Annotated in this window: 14 protein-coding genes; 1 reads left to right on the top strand and 13 read right to left on the bottom strand. The window is 55.3% G+C overall.

Annotation, left to right across the window (positions count from 1 at the left end; genetic code table 11):
* Nucleotides 1–96: 96 nt before the first annotated feature.
* The 12 genes from ABID16_RS16405 to ABID16_RS16350 form a co-directional block, all read right to left on the bottom strand.
* Nucleotides 97–828, bottom strand: coding sequence for an iron-containing redox enzyme family protein (locus ABID16_RS16405; RefSeq protein WP_354557434.1), 732 nt, complete (start codon nucleotides 826–828; stop codon nucleotides 97–99).
* The gene (locus ABID16_RS16400; protein WP_354557433.1) at nucleotides 825–1,544 is read right to left on the bottom strand and encodes a hypothetical protein; all 720 of its coding nucleotides are present in this window, start codon (nucleotides 1,542–1,544) and stop codon (nucleotides 825–827) included. Before ABID16_RS16400 ends, ABID16_RS16405 begins: the two co-directional genes overlap by 4 nt.
* 234 nt (nucleotides 1,545–1,778) lie before the next feature.
* Nucleotides 1,779–2,339 carry an LbetaH domain-containing protein gene (locus tag ABID16_RS16395; RefSeq protein ID WP_354557431.1) on the bottom strand — a complete coding sequence of 187 codons (561 nt, stop codon included), beginning with the start codon at nucleotides 2,337–2,339 and terminating at the stop codon, nucleotides 1,779–1,781.
* Entirely contained in the window at nucleotides 2,336–3,493 is a 1,158-nt protein-coding gene (locus ABID16_RS16390) for a glycosyltransferase (protein WP_354557430.1), read from the bottom strand. The genes ABID16_RS16395 and ABID16_RS16390 overlap by 4 nt, the downstream gene beginning before the upstream one ends.
* Complete coding sequence (locus ABID16_RS16385; protein ID WP_354557429.1) at nucleotides 3,490–4,569, bottom strand: glycosyltransferase family 4 protein; 1,080 nt, start codon at nucleotides 4,567–4,569, stop codon at nucleotides 3,490–3,492. Before ABID16_RS16385 ends, ABID16_RS16390 begins: the two co-directional genes overlap by 4 nt.
* 164 nt (nucleotides 4,570–4,733) lie before the next feature.
* A complete protein-coding gene (locus tag ABID16_RS16380) occupies nucleotides 4,734–5,924 on the bottom strand; it encodes a hypothetical protein (protein WP_354557428.1) in 1,191 nt (396 codons plus the stop codon).
* 280 nt (nucleotides 5,925–6,204) lie between these two features.
* Nucleotides 6,205–7,323, bottom strand: coding sequence for a glycosyltransferase (locus ABID16_RS16375; RefSeq protein WP_354557427.1), 1,119 nt, complete (start codon nucleotides 7,321–7,323; stop codon nucleotides 6,205–6,207).
* A gap of 46 nt (nucleotides 7,324–7,369) precedes the next feature.
* A complete protein-coding gene (locus tag ABID16_RS16370) occupies nucleotides 7,370–8,659 on the bottom strand; it encodes an MATE family efflux transporter (protein ID WP_354557426.1) in 1,290 nt (429 codons plus the stop codon).
* Entirely contained in the window at nucleotides 8,643–9,959 is a 1,317-nt protein-coding gene (locus tag ABID16_RS16365) for a WcaI family glycosyltransferase (RefSeq protein WP_354557425.1), read from the bottom strand. The genes ABID16_RS16370 and ABID16_RS16365 overlap by 17 nt, the downstream gene beginning before the upstream one ends.
* Nucleotides 9,956–10,918, bottom strand: coding sequence for a GDP-L-fucose synthase (fcl, locus tag ABID16_RS16360; protein ID WP_354557424.1), 963 nt, complete (start codon nucleotides 10,916–10,918; stop codon nucleotides 9,956–9,958). The genes ABID16_RS16365 and fcl overlap by 4 nt, the downstream gene beginning before the upstream one ends.
* Before the next feature lies 1 nt (nucleotide 10,919).
* On the bottom strand, nucleotides 10,920–12,059 hold the full coding sequence (gene gmd, locus ABID16_RS16355) for a GDP-mannose 4,6-dehydratase (RefSeq protein WP_354557423.1): 1,140 nt from the start codon (nucleotides 12,057–12,059) through the stop codon (nucleotides 10,920–10,922).
* Nucleotides 12,060–12,691: 632 nt separating this feature from the next.
* Nucleotides 12,692–13,402, bottom strand: coding sequence for a transglutaminase-like cysteine peptidase (locus ABID16_RS16350; RefSeq protein WP_354557422.1), 711 nt, complete (start codon nucleotides 13,400–13,402; stop codon nucleotides 12,692–12,694).
* 290 nt (nucleotides 13,403–13,692) lie between these two features.
* On the opposite strand from ABID16_RS16350, the gene ABID16_RS16345 reads away from it, so the two are divergent.
* On the top strand, nucleotides 13,693–14,526 hold the full coding sequence (locus ABID16_RS16345) for a DUF6030 family protein (RefSeq protein WP_354557421.1): 834 nt from the start codon (nucleotides 13,693–13,695) through the stop codon (nucleotides 14,524–14,526).
* Here the strand turns inward: ABID16_RS16345 and ABID16_RS16340 are convergent.
* Nucleotides 14,514–15,077 carry a hypothetical protein gene (locus ABID16_RS16340; RefSeq protein ID WP_354557420.1) on the bottom strand — a complete coding sequence of 188 codons (564 nt, stop codon included), beginning with the start codon at nucleotides 15,075–15,077 and terminating at the stop codon, nucleotides 14,514–14,516. The two genes, ABID16_RS16345 and ABID16_RS16340, sit on opposite strands and share 13 nt — an antisense overlap.
* Nucleotides 15,078–15,143 lie beyond the last annotated feature (66 nt).

Genomic DNA, 15,143 nt, shown 5'->3' with positions numbered 1-15,143 from the left:
ACCTGTCTCTTGAAGTCCGGAGGTCGCGCGCTTTGCGAGCCGGGGCTTCGCCACTGTCGTCAGATGACAGTTCGCGGACAGTTGCCCGAGCTGCGCTCAGCCGAGGCCTCCTACGGCGCGTTCGTAGGCCTCGTCCCAAACCGGCAAGGGATAGACGGCGTGGAAATAATCGAAGCAGCGCAGCATCGCGTCTCCGCTACCGGGATAACGGGTGACGACATCCAGAATGAGGTGCTTCAGAAACACGGCGTGCTTTGCGTCTTCCGTTGCATGTTCGATGACAAATCGCAGGCTTTCCCTTGGGAGGTCGCGCCCCTCAATGATGGGGAGTGCCGCCTGCGTTACCAGAGCCGTCAATTGCTCAAACAGATATTCGGCACCGAGATAGCCAAGCGGCTCTTCAACCTGCGCCATCCGCCACCAGACGGCAGCGACGGCGAAGGTCGCGGGCGACGGGGGAATGCTTCTATCCGTCGCGCTGCCGCCGGACTTGGCGTGGTCTTCTTGTGCCCAGACCCCGTGCTCGGCCTCTTCGGCCTTATGCGAACTCAGTTGCTGAATGAGGCGGACGTCCTTCTTCGGAAGCCGGCCGAACATGTGGAAACCTGCCTCTGTCGTATGCGCCTGATACCAGACGACGGACCGGAATATTTCACGGACGAGCGCCATGATCTCCTGCTTGGGCGTATTGCCCGCGGAAATCAGCCGCCAGCCCCGCCATGCCTTCACATCCTCGAATATGCGGGTGACACGCGTATCCAGTTCCTCGAAGACCAGATATGCTTCTTCTGTATATTCCGTTGCGTGTTTGCGCTCGGAAAGTGTCATGCGATTTCCTCCTGCGGGACGAACTCTTGATGTTGAAAGAATTGATCGTGGGTTTTGAGAAGTGGCGAACGGCAGGCGATCAGATTCTCGCGATCGGTCATGTCCAGCCGCATTATGTGCATCGAGCCTGCAACCGCGTCCTCGAAGCATTCGCGTGTGCGGATAAATCCAAAGCGGTCGAACAACGCCAGCATTTGTTGCCTGGCAGCCAGGAGAGCATTCTTGGCACCAAGAGACAGACCCGCTTCATAGACTGTCCTTATTACATTGGGGATTTGCATTTTAGACTGAATATCGTCGCGAACCGCTAACCTTGATAGAACTACAGTATGAGCAAGCTCCTCGTCACTGAGGCCAGAATGCTGAGGAATTAGTTTCAGATGGGTGTCGGCCCGCGCATCGTGCGCATGCGTCATCCTGACCGAGAGCGATCGACTGTCTTTCGTACCAACCGAGAAATTCAGGCTCACGAAATCGACCGGCTCCAGGAACAGCCGGTTTCTGTGGTCGGCATGTTCATATTTCTTGCCGTCGCGTTCGATGAAAAGTTCGTAGCGCAGGCGGCCGATCGCGCGAAGCGTGCCGAGATCGTCGCTCAGATATCGCCTTTCAGCCTGTTGCCGATCGGCCAGCTCGCTGCGAGATTTCGTGATTTGTCCGTAATTTTCCAGTGAGAACATCGGTGAGGCAATCCGCAATCCATCGGACAGAAACATCCTTCGCGGTCGCCTCATTGTCTTCATCCATTTGGATGAAGGCAGATAAAATTAATGGAGCCCGAGCATATATCGGAACAATTTTCGCGTCAGGAGAGCGTCAGGACAAAGATAGAGTGCGCATAAAGCCTAGAGGATTTCCGATGAAAACCAGATCACCTGAAATACTCTATCTCTTTGTTTTTTCGCAGTCCGGACGCAAAACCGCTGATGCATTTTTGGCTCGGACGTGCTCTAGAAACGCTTCCGGTCTCTAAACTTGCGGGCGGGGTTCCCCGCCCATATCTCCCAACCGGGCACATCTTTGACCACGACCCCGCGGGCACCCAAAATCGCCCCCTCCCCGACGGAAACGCCCGGCCCCACAAATGCTTCCGCGGCAATCCATGCCTTCGCCCCGATCGCGATAGGCTTCGGCAAAAGCTGAAAATGCGGATCATCGGGGTCATGTGTGCCCCCACAGAGGTGGGAGCGCTGGGAGACGATAGCGTAATCCCCTATCGTAATGCGATCCATGCAATAGCAGATGACGCCCGGCCCAAGCACGGCGTGCTCGCCCATCGTGAGATTGGGCGGGTACCATATCTCTGCAGTGGGATAAATGCGGGCCGTGCCACCCAGACGCGCCCCGAAGAGACGCAGGAGACATCTGCGCCATCCATGAAACGGAACCGGCGAAAGACGGCCCAAGATGCCCCAAACGACGCCCCAGGCGAGGCGGAGCAGCCGGTGACGCAACGAAAAGCTCGGGCCACCTTCGCGCGGGTTGGACTGCCTTGCATCAAGAAGCGTCATGACGTCTGCCTCGCCTGATCATAAAGCCGGACGAGCGCTTCGCGAACGCCGCCCTGCGAAAACCGTTCCTGCAAAAGCAGATATCCATTTTCCGCCAGCGTCTTTCGGTCTCCTTCCGTCAAGGCGCAGGCATCTTCCAAAGATGAGCCTATCGATTGCCTGTCTGAGCCGGTCCGGATCGCAGCCTTTCGGTCGAAGCCTATCGGCAAATTGCATTCCTCGGTCATCACGACCGGGATACGCGCCGACCATGCCTCCAGGATGGACATGGGAAGTCCTTCGCTCTTGGAGGGCAGGACAAAGAACGTGGCCCGCGAAAGGCTCCGCTGCTTCTCCGCGCCATATTGGGGACCGGCAAACACAGCGTTGCCGAACTGCGCGTTCAAGGCGCTGACTGCATCCTCAAACCCTGTGAGCCCGTCATTCCAGCCGCAATAGACGAGCAATGACCGATCCCGAAATACGCTCCTGCGACCGCAAATATCGCCCCACGCCTGGCAAAGCTCAAGGCACCCCTTTTTCTCGTGGATGCGTCCGAGGAACAGATAGACGTCCTTACCCTCGTATTCCCGCCGCCACCATATGGGTGGCGTATTGTCACGGCTGAACGGCGCGACGTAGTTCGGAATGATCTCCACCGGCTGCCCGTGAGCGAAGTCCGCCACATCGTTGACTTCGCGGTCCGTGAGCACCTGGAATGCGGCCGCGCGGCGCAGAAACCTGTTCTGGTAGAGTGAGGAAACCAGAGCCTTGAGCCGAGGCGAACGCGCCCTGATCCAGGTCTCAAGCATGCCGTGAGGCGTGACCACGTAAATGCCGCCCGTCAAAAGAGACCAAATATAGACGGCAAGGCAGTGAAACTGCCACACTCCATGCACATGGACGACATCCGGCCGCTCCCGCAGAAGCGCGAGAAGGAGGCACGGGGAAAAGGAATAGCTTTTTGGTCCGTAGGTTCTGAATGAACGCACCCGGATATTCTGCCAGCCGCCGATATCCAGATTGAAGTGCTCATCATTGAAGGCCATGACCGAGACATCGATATCCGGCCCCGAAGCAAGCGCCAATGCCTGCAGCCTTGCGGACTCGGCAACGCCGCCACCAGCGCGCGAGATCGACGGCAGGCAAAAGAGAACCTGGCGCGATACCTTCATGAAACCGGCACCAGCGTCATGATTGCCTCGGCAAAGCGATCCACATCGCCTTTTTCAGCATAGGCCGAGGCGGAACCGCACATGCGCCGCCAGAGTGCTTCGTCGCGGTCGAGCAGACCCATGAAAAACGCGAGCCCCTCGGGATTGTCGGGTTCAAAGACGAAGCCGTTCACCCCGCTTCTGACCAAGGTGTCACGAGCACCGCAAGTCTCTGAAAGCAGAACCGGAAGACCCATTGCCTGCGCCTCGATGACGACGTTGCCAAATGTCTCATCGATGCTGGGGAGGATAAGAGCAAGCGATTGGCCAAGTGCCTGCGCAACGCCGTCGCGCTGAAGAAAGCCACGGAAGACGACCTTGTCATCCAGGCCCAGCTCGCTCACGCAGGCTCTGAGCATAGGCTCCAGGTTTCCCGATCCACAGATCTGAAGCTTTCGAGGCGTCGATGTCGTTTGACAGTAGCGTGCGTAAGCTTCGATCGCCATCGGCAAGTTCTTCTCGGGCACGAAGCGGGCAACGATGGTAAAGTGTCGGTCTGTAAACAATGGTCCCGCAGGAGCCGGTTCCACGGCCGAGAGACGCCTGATCTCCGAAAGCGACAGCGTATTGTAGGGACTTGCAATCTTCCGAGGGTCGATGCCAAGAAACCGCATATAGTCGGCTGAACGCGCTTCATTCGAAATTCCGCCCAAGTAGGGCGTGAGAAACAAGCTTTTTGCAACTTCCTTGAAAAGGCTGCGCGTTTTGTCATCGTACTTCGAATTTGCCATCATGTAAGTCTTCTTGCCCGACAGGCGAAGCAACAAGGCGGCGAGAAAGATCTCCGGTTTTTCATAGTTACAGAAAAATATATGCTGGGCACCAACTTGCCGACAAAGCTTAAGGATCGCGGAAGCCGTCTTCAAAATCGAATTGCTGGTAAAATCCTGCTCCGGAAACAGAGTTATCTTTTCAAAACCGGCATCTTCGGTGACCACCCAGTCATAGGTGGAGCTCTTCCCGAAAAGCTCAACGCCTACAACACGCACTCTTTCCCTGTAGCTACGAACAACAGCTCGCACCCTGTCATCGTGCATCGGACCAAAGTTTTCCCAAACGAGTAGAATTGCACTCAACTTCTGATCACGCTCCGGATTAAATGCGACTTATATAAGCACATCGTGCAGTGGCTCACCAAGTCAATATGCACGCAAAACTGCGGCCCCTTGGTCTCAAGGGAAATACGCTCATTGCCAATGGGTTAACTTCGAACTTGCTCTTTCTCATCATGATTACTTCTACCCACTAAAGCGAAAAACAACAAAAGTATGGAAATATACACAAACATTCGCGATACATTTCGGAGCGGATATGTAAAGCCGACTATCGAGAATATCGTGAACAAGCCATTGGCCGCCATCACCATCACGGGCGAAGTTCTCATGACGACAAAACGGGAGTTAATGAAGGCGACCATAGATATGTAACCCACTGAATAAGCAAGCCAATAAGCCGGACCAAAATTCGCCAACTCGGCAACTGCGCTCATGGGGCATACCGGCCCAAGCCGGATTTCCGACGCCTCCCGGATTCTGTCGAAGCCATCGATGAAAGACGGCAGAGGGGAAAACGAGAGCAACTTATATTGTTCCGAAAAACCACCCCCAACGACGAGACCATCTCCGGTCGACAACGCGCCTTGAAACAAGTTCGCTACAATATTTGACACACCTAATTGACCTTTAAGAGGTGAAGCAAGTTGAATGAAGAAATTTTCTAAACCGAACATTCCCGACCCACGACCGGCCAAGGCAGCCACGATGACATACATGCCCAAGGTAGCCGCGACCAAAACGCTAGGCCGCAAGGCGCCTACCGACGCAGCCCGGTAGATAGCAAAAAGCAGCAAACCCACGCCGGCTGCTCGAGAGGCCGCAGAAATCTGCAAGATTGCAAGCCAAAGAGCAGAAACCCCGTTTCCAAACAGGGGAAACAGCCGCCCTGACGAATAGGACACCGCAACCATGATGCAGCAAAGGAAGTATACCGGGACGATTATCGATGCGAGAAACCGAGAAATCGTGTCAGAATATCCGGAATCAAGTGACAACATGAGAAGATAAGAATTGCTGCTCCACAATGGGTCGGGATCTCTTGTCAGATAATGTAAAAAACAATAAACAATAAAAACAAACGCCGACGCGTATTGCATGCCTCCAAGATTTTTATTTATATTTTTAAAGAAATTATCAAAGTATATTTTTTGATTTTCCCCCTTGTACGAAAATGCGTCCGAAATGAGAAATACGACAAAAACAAGCATAAAAAGATTTATGACGCCAAACGGCATAAGGTACTCAGATCCCTTTGGGCACGGATTTCCTCCGTCCTCCAATATTCCTTTCGAATAGAAAAAGAACACTAATGTTGACAACAAAGTGAAAATCATCATTTGGACCCCCGTCCTCTGTACCCCGTTAGGGGACAGGATCTTGATCCAAATACAGGAGATCATGAAGAGACAGACTATAAATACATACGCCTCGAGATTCATAATTAAATCCAGAATATATAGATTTCTTGACCAAGTTTCCTATTTATATACATATAATTGTGGCGACACATTTACATATTTTATGAATTTACTCGATAGCACGACCATTTGAAACATCCCAAAAGGGCCGAACATTCGAAGCGCGACGGCAAAAAATAGTTGACACGCCCACAGATATCTAAAAGTCCGCCACAAGCGTCATGACCGCCTCGGCAAAACGATCCACATCGCCTTTTTCAGCGAAGCTTGAGGCCGACACACACATGCGTTGCCAAAGTGCTTCGTCGCGGCCGAGGAGACTCATGAAAAATGCGAGACCATTGGGGTTATCCGGCTCGATAACAAACCCGTTCACGCCGGTTCTGACGAGGGTATCGCGTGACCCACAATTTTCCGAGACCAGTACCGGTAAACCCATAGCCTGCGCCTCAATGACAACAAAGCCGAATGTCTCCTGAACGCTTGGCAATATCAGGGCGAGGGTCGTTCCGAGCGCCTGCGCAATACCGTCGCTCTGCAGAAAGCCTCGAAACTCCACAAGATCTCTCAATCCAAGCTCCTCCACTTTTTGTCTGAGCAGAGGTTCGAGCTCTCCGGAGCCGCACAGGTGAAGTTGACGGGGAGCATCTGCAGCTCGGCAGTATATTGCGTAAGCCTCGAGCGCCATTTCAAGGTTTTTCTCGCGCACAAAGCGAGCAACTATGGTGAAATGCCGATCCGCAAACGCAGCACCATTCGGTGCAGGCACTGTACCAGATAGCCTCCTCAGCCGATCGATGGAAATGGTGTTATAAGGTGCTGCAATTCTCCCAGCTTTGATACCGAGAAAGCGGAGATAATCTTTTGAGCGCACCTCGTTGGATAGTGCGCCCACATAGGGTAGAAAAAAGAAGCTCTTGCCAACTTCGCGCCAAAGATGGCGCTTGTAAGCGTCGAACTTCGCATCTCCCATTGCGTAAACCTTCATGCCAAGAAGGCGCAGCATACATGCCGCAAGGAGAATTGCTGGCAGTTCATAGTGACAGAGAAACACCTGATCTGCATTCAGCGCACGGCAGTGCCTAACAATAACGGCAGCAATTTTCAGTGTTCGGCTCAAAGAATGGCTTTGACCTGGAAACAGTGTGATCTTCTCAAAATCATCACCTGCCTCGTTGTCCCAGGCGTAAGTATCACTCTTGCCGAAGAGCTCGAGTCCGACGATACGCGCTTTGCCTCCACAGGCTCGCACAAGCGCGCGCACCCGGTCGTCATGCATGGGACCGAAATTTTCCCACAGGAGTATGATCGTGCTCAAATGGGTCTCCCAGGATAGTAGGTCTTAATGTTCAAACTATGCATTTTCAGGCGATTTTTATATTCCGCCTTCTGAGTATTACTTGAAAGACGGCTATCACATTAATCAATTCCGATAGAGCCAAGGCAATTGCTGATCCGACCAGGCCAAATCTCTGAGCGAAAACAACGAGAAGAATAAGGGACACAATCGATGAACCGAGAATGTATTTCGCCAAGGCCGTGTGCGAGTTGGTGGCTAGGAGAACATTGGATCCGAAATACCAGCAACCGTGGATTACCATGGAAAGGGCCATGATCTCCACGAACGACTTCGGCGGTACAATGTGACCACCACTCCACCATGTGACGAATTGAGCACCAAAGACGGCAAAAGCGATTCCGCCCGGAACCAGCATCACCAAAACCATCAAGAGATTCAGTTTCAGGAGCTTCGAGATTGCCACTTCCGCGTTGGCGCCGAAGGCTCTTCCCAATTCGGGCATTGTTGCTCGGTTAACAACGCCGATCACCTGTATGATCACGCGGCTCGCGGTTCTGACTGGCGCAAGGAGAGCAACACTTGCCGGGGAAAGAACAATTCCGACGAGCAGCACGACACCCTGCAGGTTGATGGCAAGCGCAACCGGGATCATCATCGCCGCCAGAGCAGGCGCTAGCAGTCGTTTGAGCTCTTCAAAATTGGCGTGGCCGAAGCCCAGATATAGCCAGGGCACCCTCACCCGCAGGTAGCTGTAGTGGATCGCCAGGCCGAACAGTCGCATCACAATGAATGTAATCGCCACCGCCCGGAAATCCCCGCCCAGGAATGCGATGAGAAGTGCCGCCAATCCCTCGACAAGGACGAGGCTGTCATAGACCAAGGTTCCAACGGCATAGTTCCCAGTCGCTCGGAAGCCGGCGAGCGTTACCTGCGAAACGAGCGCCAACGCCGAATATCCGGTGAGGAGGACAATGATTCCCGCATTCTGAATCATCCAGTATTCGCTCTGTGCGTCACTGAGAATGCCGGGCATTAGCAACAGCGTCGACAGAGCAAAGACGGTTGCCGAAGAGGCAACGAAAAGCAACCCGACGCTTTGAAACGTGGCAAGCACCGATTCATGTTCCTGGCGGGCCGCCTTGATTGTCATGTCGGTTGTGGCAGCCTGCGCAAACCCAAGATCGGTCAGCGCGAAATAGGTCGGTATGGTTGTCAGCATCATCCAAAGGCCGAAACGTTCCGGTCCCCACGCCGACGCCAGGACAGGCACAGTCAGGAGCTGTAGCAACGCGCTGATACCGACACCAGCCAAATTGGCTACGCTGCCAGTCGCTATCCTACGCGCTATGCTCATTCAACACCCTTCGCATTGGTTGAGCTTGTCCGATCGTGAGCCTCGCCAAACTTGCAAGGCCGCTATCGCGTGCCAGCGCCAAACATAGCTCCCGAAGGATCACCGGGTCGCGTTCGTGCGTTCTTCCTGCCAGGACGGCCTCAATCCCGGCGGCTAGAGCTTCCACGTCTCCGGGCGGGGTGATCGTCGCGGTACCGCGGAGGAACTCCGTGAGCTCTGTCCCCTCGTCCGCGGTGACAATCAACGGTCTGCCGGAGGCCAGCATTCCGCCGAGCTTGGATGGTAGAACCAGATCGGCCGCACCCTTATCCTGCGGCAGTGCATGCAGGTCGGCCATGTTCAGAAACTCGTTGAGCCGCGCATAGGGCTGGAATGGCAGGAAGCGGACATTCTTCAGGTGAGCGTATCGCGCTTGCAGCTCAGCCTTCAAAGGCCCTTCTCCCGCGATCACGAAATGCACGCGCGGTTCGTCTTTCAGTCTTTCAGCGGCATCCAGAAGCACGCCCAGCCCCTGTTTGGCGCCGATATTCCCTGAATAGAGGGTGACAAAATCGTCATCCTTGAAGCCGAGCTGATCCCGATAAGGGCTCCTTTCGGCCAGAGGGTAGATATGAGAAAGATCGACCCAATTGCGCACAACCTCCAGCCGCTCGTCTTGGATACCCTTCTGACGCAGCTTCTCGGCCATGCGGCTCGATATGGTAATCACCTTATCAAAGCGCCGAAGTGTCATGCGTTCAAAGGCATGGCCGATTTTCTTCAGCCAGGTCCGTGATCCGAGGTGACCGACAGCAAAGGCCGCATCGACCTCGAGATCCTGCACATGAAGCACAGTCGATGCACCTGCCAACCGGGCAGCGAACTGCGCAGCAGGGGCCGCAAGGAGAGTGGGCTCCACGCAGAAGACGACATCAGGTCTCCGGCGCAATATCTGCCAGAAGATCACCGGCGCAGAAGACATCGCGAATGACAGCGGGGCGATCAAACGCCAGATGCCGCCCATCTTGCGGTGGAGGAGCAGCGGGCAACGTATAACCTTGATCATCTGCTCCGAACCCAACGAATAGGCATTTTCAAAGCCGCTTTGCACGGTCCATCCGGGGTAATGCGGCGGTGTCGTCACGACCAGGACGTCCATCCCGATGGAAGCGAAATGCTCGGCAATTTCACCCGTGTAGCGCCCCACGCCGGCGACTTCCGGCGCGTAGTTCATGCAATAGACAATTACGCGCCTGGACAGTCCGAATCCCGTGACGGACGCCTGCTCGTCAGCCGATACACCCTGCCCGATTGCAGTCATACCGCTCGCCTTCCCTGCCGCTCGCTGTATTCGCCCGCAAGAAACGCGCTGTAGGTCGCCGTGATGCCCTCGCGGAGGCCGATCTGGGGGCGCCACCCCATGCTCCGCAATTTGTCTGCACTCATGAGTTTGCGAGGCGTGCCATCGGGCTTCGTCAGATCGTGGACAATGCGCCCCTCAAAGCCGACGACATCGCAGACAAGCTCGGTGAGTTCCAGGATGGTGATATCTTCGCCGGACCCGACATTGACATGCTCCAGGTCGGAATAATTCTTGAGAAGGAATACAAGGGCGTCGGCGCAATCGTCGGCATGCAGGAACTCGCGACGGGGCTGACCTGTCCCCCACATCACGATTTCGCTATCTCCTCTGATTTTCGCCTCGTGCGCCTTGCGGATGATTGCAGGCATGACGTGGCTGGAATTCAGGTCGAAATTGTCGCCCGGCCCGTAAAGGTTGGTGGGCATCGCTGAGATATAGTCGTGGCCGAACTGCTTGCGGTAGGCCTGCGCCAATTTGATGCCGGCGATCTTGGCGATCGCATACCATTCGTTCGTGGGCTCGAGCGCCCCTGTCAGAAGCGAATCCTCCCGGATTGGCTGGTCAGCAAACTTGGGATAGATGCACGACGACCCCAGGAACAGAAATTTCTCCACGCCGACCTGATGAGAGGCTTCCACGATATTCGCCTCGATCATCAGGTTGTCGTAGAGGAAGTCTGCCGGATAGGTATCGTTGGCAAGAATCCCGCCAACCTTCGCAGCGGCCATGACAACCACATCGGGACGAGCGTCTCTGATGAAGGTCTCCACCTCGGTCTGCCGTTTCAGATCGACAGTATCCCGTCCCGCGGTCAAGATATCGCAGTTCTCCCTGGCCAGACGGCGGACGACCGCCGAGCCCACCATTCCACTGTGACCAGCCACCCATACTCGCTTGCCGCCGAGCTCAAAATGCATGTCAGCCTTCCACGCTCACCGGCATTTCAAGCCCGTGCTGGCGCAGCAGCACAACCCGACGCGCGGCCTTATAGTCCTCCGCAACCATCTCCGCACACATATCCTGAACCGCAATCTCGGGGACCCACCCGAGCCGTTCCTTCGCCCTGGTCGGATCACCAAGCAGCGTGTCCACCTCGGCCGGACGGAAATAGCGCGGATCGATCCGGACCACCACGTCGCCGATCTTGAGAGCGGGCGCGAGCTTGCCTTTGATCGCCGCCACCCGGCCGATTTCATCGACGCCCTTGCCCGAGAACTCGATCGTTATGCCCAGCTGTTCAGCCGCCCACAAGATGAACTGACGGACCGAATACTGCACGCCGGTAGCAATGACAAAATCCTCGGGCTCGTCCTGCTGAAGCATCATCCACTGCATGCGAACGTAATCTTTCGCATGGCCCCAATCGCGCAAGGAGTCGATATTCCCCATGTAGAGGCAGGGCTCAAGGCCAAGCGCAATGTTGGTCAGGCCACGCGTGATCTTGCGGGTCACAAAGGTCTCGCCGCGCCGCGGTGACTCATGATTGAAGAGTATGCCGTTACAAGCATATATCCCGTACGCTTCCCGGTAATTGACGGTAATCCAGTAAGCATACAGCTTGGCGACAGCATAAGGCGAACGGGGGTGAAACGGGGTCGTTTCCCGTTGAGGAGCTTCCTTTACCAGACCATAGAGCTCCGACGTCGATGCCTGATAGAAGCGTGTCTTCTGCTCCAGCCCGAGGAAGCGGATCGCTTCAAGTAGCCTCAGCGTTCCAATTCCATCAACATCCGCAGTATATTCAGGAGCCTCGAAACTGACAGCGACATGGGACTGCGCACCGAGGTTGTACACCTCGTCCGGCTCGATGTCCCGGATCAGCCGCGTCAGGTTCGAGGTATCGCTGAGATCACCGTAGTGCAACTTGAACCGCGCGTTCTCAACATGCTGATCTTCGTAGATGTGATCCACGCGCGATGTGTTGAAAAGTGAGGCTCGACGCTTGATGCCGTGGACCTGATAGCCCTTGGCCAGAAGGAACTCGGCAAGATACGAACCATCCTGTCCAGTGACGCCGGTAATAAGCGCCGTCTTACGCTTTCTGGAAATATCGTGCATTATTATGAACCATCGAAAAAATAGGTCGCGGTCGCTCTGAAACGCTTCCGCAAGGTAATGCTCAATTCCACCTGTGGGTGTACAGCAGACTCTGCTGCAGTGCAAGAATATCCGCCGTCTTCCGCAATTTTGAGACGCAATCAGAATCGTGCGCAAGCGAGCCCTGCGCACGCAAAACATTTAGTCGAACCAGACTACAACTGGAAAATAGATGTGGAAGGGTCCTCGTCCAGACGACGCTCAGGCTTGCAGCGAAAACTAACAAGACCGTTGACGGCGTTTTGGCTGAACCGATTTGACCTTCTTCGCCGCCTAAAAATGGGTGGCCAACATGCGTCACCACTCGGTCAAGATAAATAATTGTGATAACACAAGCCAATGAGGATCCAGGTTATCATTATCTGCACGCTGGTCAGCCTCCTCGCGTGGGGAGGTTCCTACCGGGCCGTTGAAACCGGCTATCAGGTTGGTCAGCGTGTCGGAGTGGTTCCAAATCTCCACATCAAGCATCGCATGCGCAAAGCAGCCGAATTCGCAAGTAGCGCGATCATTCCCTGACAGCAGTACCCGGTAGCTGGTTGACGCTGCTGCTTTCCCCCAAAGCGGTCGCGCTCCCCTGGGGAGGCGTGGATCTAGCGCATCGCGAACCACACGCGCGGCTTGTCGCCTGCTTCGACAGCGATGAAACGCAAGCCGGATTTATTCCATGCGACGATTTTTTCCGTGAGGTTGTCCAGGACGAGATCGCCCTCTGACGTGCGGACGACAACCACCAGATGGCCGATGCCGGAAGGTGTGTAGGCGACGGCAAGGCGGAGGCTTGCGGCGGGCCAACCCTGACGGATGAGTTCGTGCCGCTTTGTCACCGCATAATCATGACAATTGCCGCGCTCGGGGTTGATGACCCACGTCTCGGGACCATCGGGCATATAGGGTTCGATTGAATTGTTCACCCGGCTGTTCACGCTTCGCAGCATCCGAAGCTTTGCCGGTGTCATGTCGACGATGGAAGGCCCGGATCCGTCGGAACACTCTTCGGGCGAGGCCAGACAGAAACGGACATGCGCAAAGGGTGCGATTGTCTGCTTTCCCTGCGGCATGAACGACGCATTGGTCGCATTTTTCAGGGGGCGCACGAGCCCGCCTGGTCCCGCCAGAGCGGGCGTTCCGACGATAGCTACGGCAAATGCAAGACCGGCAAAATTTATCGCTCTCGTAATCCGAGACATCTCAACACGACCTCGTTGGTAACGCTTTGAGATTAGCGTGATGGTCTTGCTATCGGATTTTGGAAGTGCATCGCATTTTAACGATTGCAACTTTTTCGACACATCGATTTCCACTCCAGGCCACAGAAAAGGCTGACCGGCTGGAGTTTGATAGGGATAATTGGAATCGGATCCAGACAAGACAAGCGACAACAAACCCCAAACCGCGGCTCCGTGGCTTCCAAATTTCTCCTTGAAATTGTTGCCAGCGCAAATACACTCGCTTTATTGTACAAGAAGTCTGACGGCGATGACCTCGCCCGCACGCAGGCCACCGGCATAAACGCGATGGACGGTCGGTAGTCTCGAAGTTCTCGATCGTGGCCATTGGCTTTCACGACGATTGCTGGATTTGAACACGCTGCATGGGCATAGACGAAAAGCGGCATTCTCCTCAAACCGGCAAGACTATCGTCCTGGCGCTCACGGTTTTTGCTTTATGTGCCTTCGCCAGCGCGATCCTTGCTGCATATCAGAGGAAACCGATCGACAGGTTTCTGCATATGCTGAGTTCGTTGAGGAGGCCCGCTCCGGCGACACCTCTGCCGCCGCCCAGAAGCATCAACAAAAGCAAGAGAGAAAAGCCGCTGGTGCTCACAAGCAGTTTGGCCAGCGCTGGCGTGGTTTTCCGTGACAACGCCTTCACGCAGGCAGATGCCTTTAGCGCGACCGATTTCTGCACGCTTCTGGGAAGGGCATTTCCCGGCCTTCATCTGGAGTGGTCTTCCAATGCCCTTCTTGCCGATACATACGATTGTGCGGGCGTGCTGAATGTGTCGGTGGCAAAAGACACGCAGGTGCACAACTCGCTTTTCCTGCAAACCCGGCGCAATCTGGCTGGCGGCACGATCTCGGTGAGGCTTAAGCTTGTCAACGCGCCGGAACGGATGGAACAGGATTTCAAGCCGGATTTCGAGAGAGCGGCAGAGCTGGTCCTAAGCCATCTCCTGGGTAACGAGTCCGTCGATCCGATGAACCAGATTCGCCGATACACCCCATTCAGCACCGAAATCCGGGCCATCGGCATGAAGTTCTTTGAGGAGCAATCGTCCCCCGGCGCATTCAATCTGATGATCGAGGCACGATGCGGGAAATATCGTTGCCAGACGGCAAACCCGCACTACAAGCTCAATCAGCCCCTTCCGGAACGAACGCCCCTGCAGGCTCAAACCGATGCGCAGCCAAATCAGCAGGAATGAAGGGCGTTGAGGCAGTCAGCGTCATTCCAGACGCCCGCCCGCCGCTCTCTCGCGCTCATTGCCGTCGTTTGCAGATCGCCATTGCCACCGTCAGGAAAGGCAAACCCTTGTGCGACGATCTCCTTCGATATCTCCATTCGGAGATCGCGGCAGCCGGAAAGCGCAATGTGGTCAGCCTTGCGCTCGACCTTGCACGCCAGCGTTTTCCCGCGAAACAGATTGCCAACGAAGATCGACGCCTGCTTGCCACAGGACCAGCGGACACCCGCCTGGGTTTGGCAAAGCCGGCTTGAGGCGACGGGTATGAGGTCCTTGATCTGATAATTCACGCCATTGGCTGCAAAACTTGTGCTGTCCTGCATGTCGATGCGCAGCGGGAATGAAATGCTCACTCCGCCCTCCACGCCGAGCATGAGAGTGGGCAGACGCTCGAAATTCTGCCTCGACGGCTCGACACGAACCGGCTTGCTCGTCCAGACCGCATCTTGTGCCAGGGCGCTACTCGTCAGAACAAATAGCCACAGCGCAGCCGACACGATCAGTCGCATCATTTCCGTAAGGCCTTTGACGTTCGAATCCTATGTAGCGCGATCAAAATGTAGCTAAAAGCAGCCGGA

Source organism: Limnomicrobium aquaticum (assembly GCF_040545545.1).
GTDB lineage: Bacteria > Pseudomonadota > Alphaproteobacteria > Rhizobiales > Rhizobiaceae > Ensifer_A > Ensifer_A aquaticum.
Note: the sequence above shows the minus strand (reverse complement) of the source record. Positions and strands in the feature narration are given on the sequence as shown.

What these genes read in the sequence shown, in the direction of transcription:
- ABID16_RS16405 (WP_354557434.1), bottom strand. Translation starts at nt 828, where the DNA reads ATGACACTTTCCGAGCGCAAACACGCAACGGAATATACAGAAGAAGCA.
- ABID16_RS16400 (WP_354557433.1), bottom strand. Translation starts at nt 1,544, where the DNA reads ATGTTTCTGTCCGATGGATTGCGGATTGCCTCACCGATGTTCTCACTG.
- ABID16_RS16395 (WP_354557431.1), bottom strand. Translation starts at nt 2,339, where the DNA reads ATGACGCTTCTTGATGCAAGGCAGTCCAACCCGCGCGAAGGTGGCCCG.
- ABID16_RS16390 (WP_354557430.1), bottom strand. Translation starts at nt 3,493, where the DNA reads ATGAAGGTATCGCGCCAGGTTCTCTTTTGCCTGCCGTCGATCTCGCGC.
- ABID16_RS16385 (WP_354557429.1), bottom strand. Translation starts at nt 4,569, where the DNA reads ATGCACGATGACAGGGTGCGAGCTGTTGTTCGTAGCTACAGGGAAAGA.
- ABID16_RS16380 (WP_354557428.1), bottom strand. Translation starts at nt 5,924, where the DNA reads ATGATGATTTTCACTTTGTTGTCAACATTAGTGTTCTTTTTCTATTCG.
- ABID16_RS16370 (WP_354557426.1), bottom strand. Translation starts at nt 8,659, where the DNA reads ATGAGCATAGCGCGTAGGATAGCGACTGGCAGCGTAGCCAATTTGGCT.
- ABID16_RS16365 (WP_354557425.1), bottom strand. Translation starts at nt 9,959, where the DNA reads ATGACTGCAATCGGGCAGGGTGTATCGGCTGACGAGCAGGCGTCCGTC.
- fcl (WP_354557424.1), bottom strand. Translation starts at nt 10,918, where the DNA reads ATGCATTTTGAGCTCGGCGGCAAGCGAGTATGGGTGGCTGGTCACAGT.
- gmd (WP_354557423.1), bottom strand. Translation starts at nt 12,059, where the DNA reads ATGCACGATATTTCCAGAAAGCGTAAGACGGCGCTTATTACCGGCGTC.
- ABID16_RS16345 (WP_354557421.1), top strand. Translation starts at nt 13,693, where the DNA reads ATGGGCATAGACGAAAAGCGGCATTCTCCTCAAACCGGCAAGACTATC.
- ABID16_RS16340 (WP_354557420.1), bottom strand. Translation starts at nt 15,077, where the DNA reads ATGATGCGACTGATCGTGTCGGCTGCGCTGTGGCTATTTGTTCTGACG.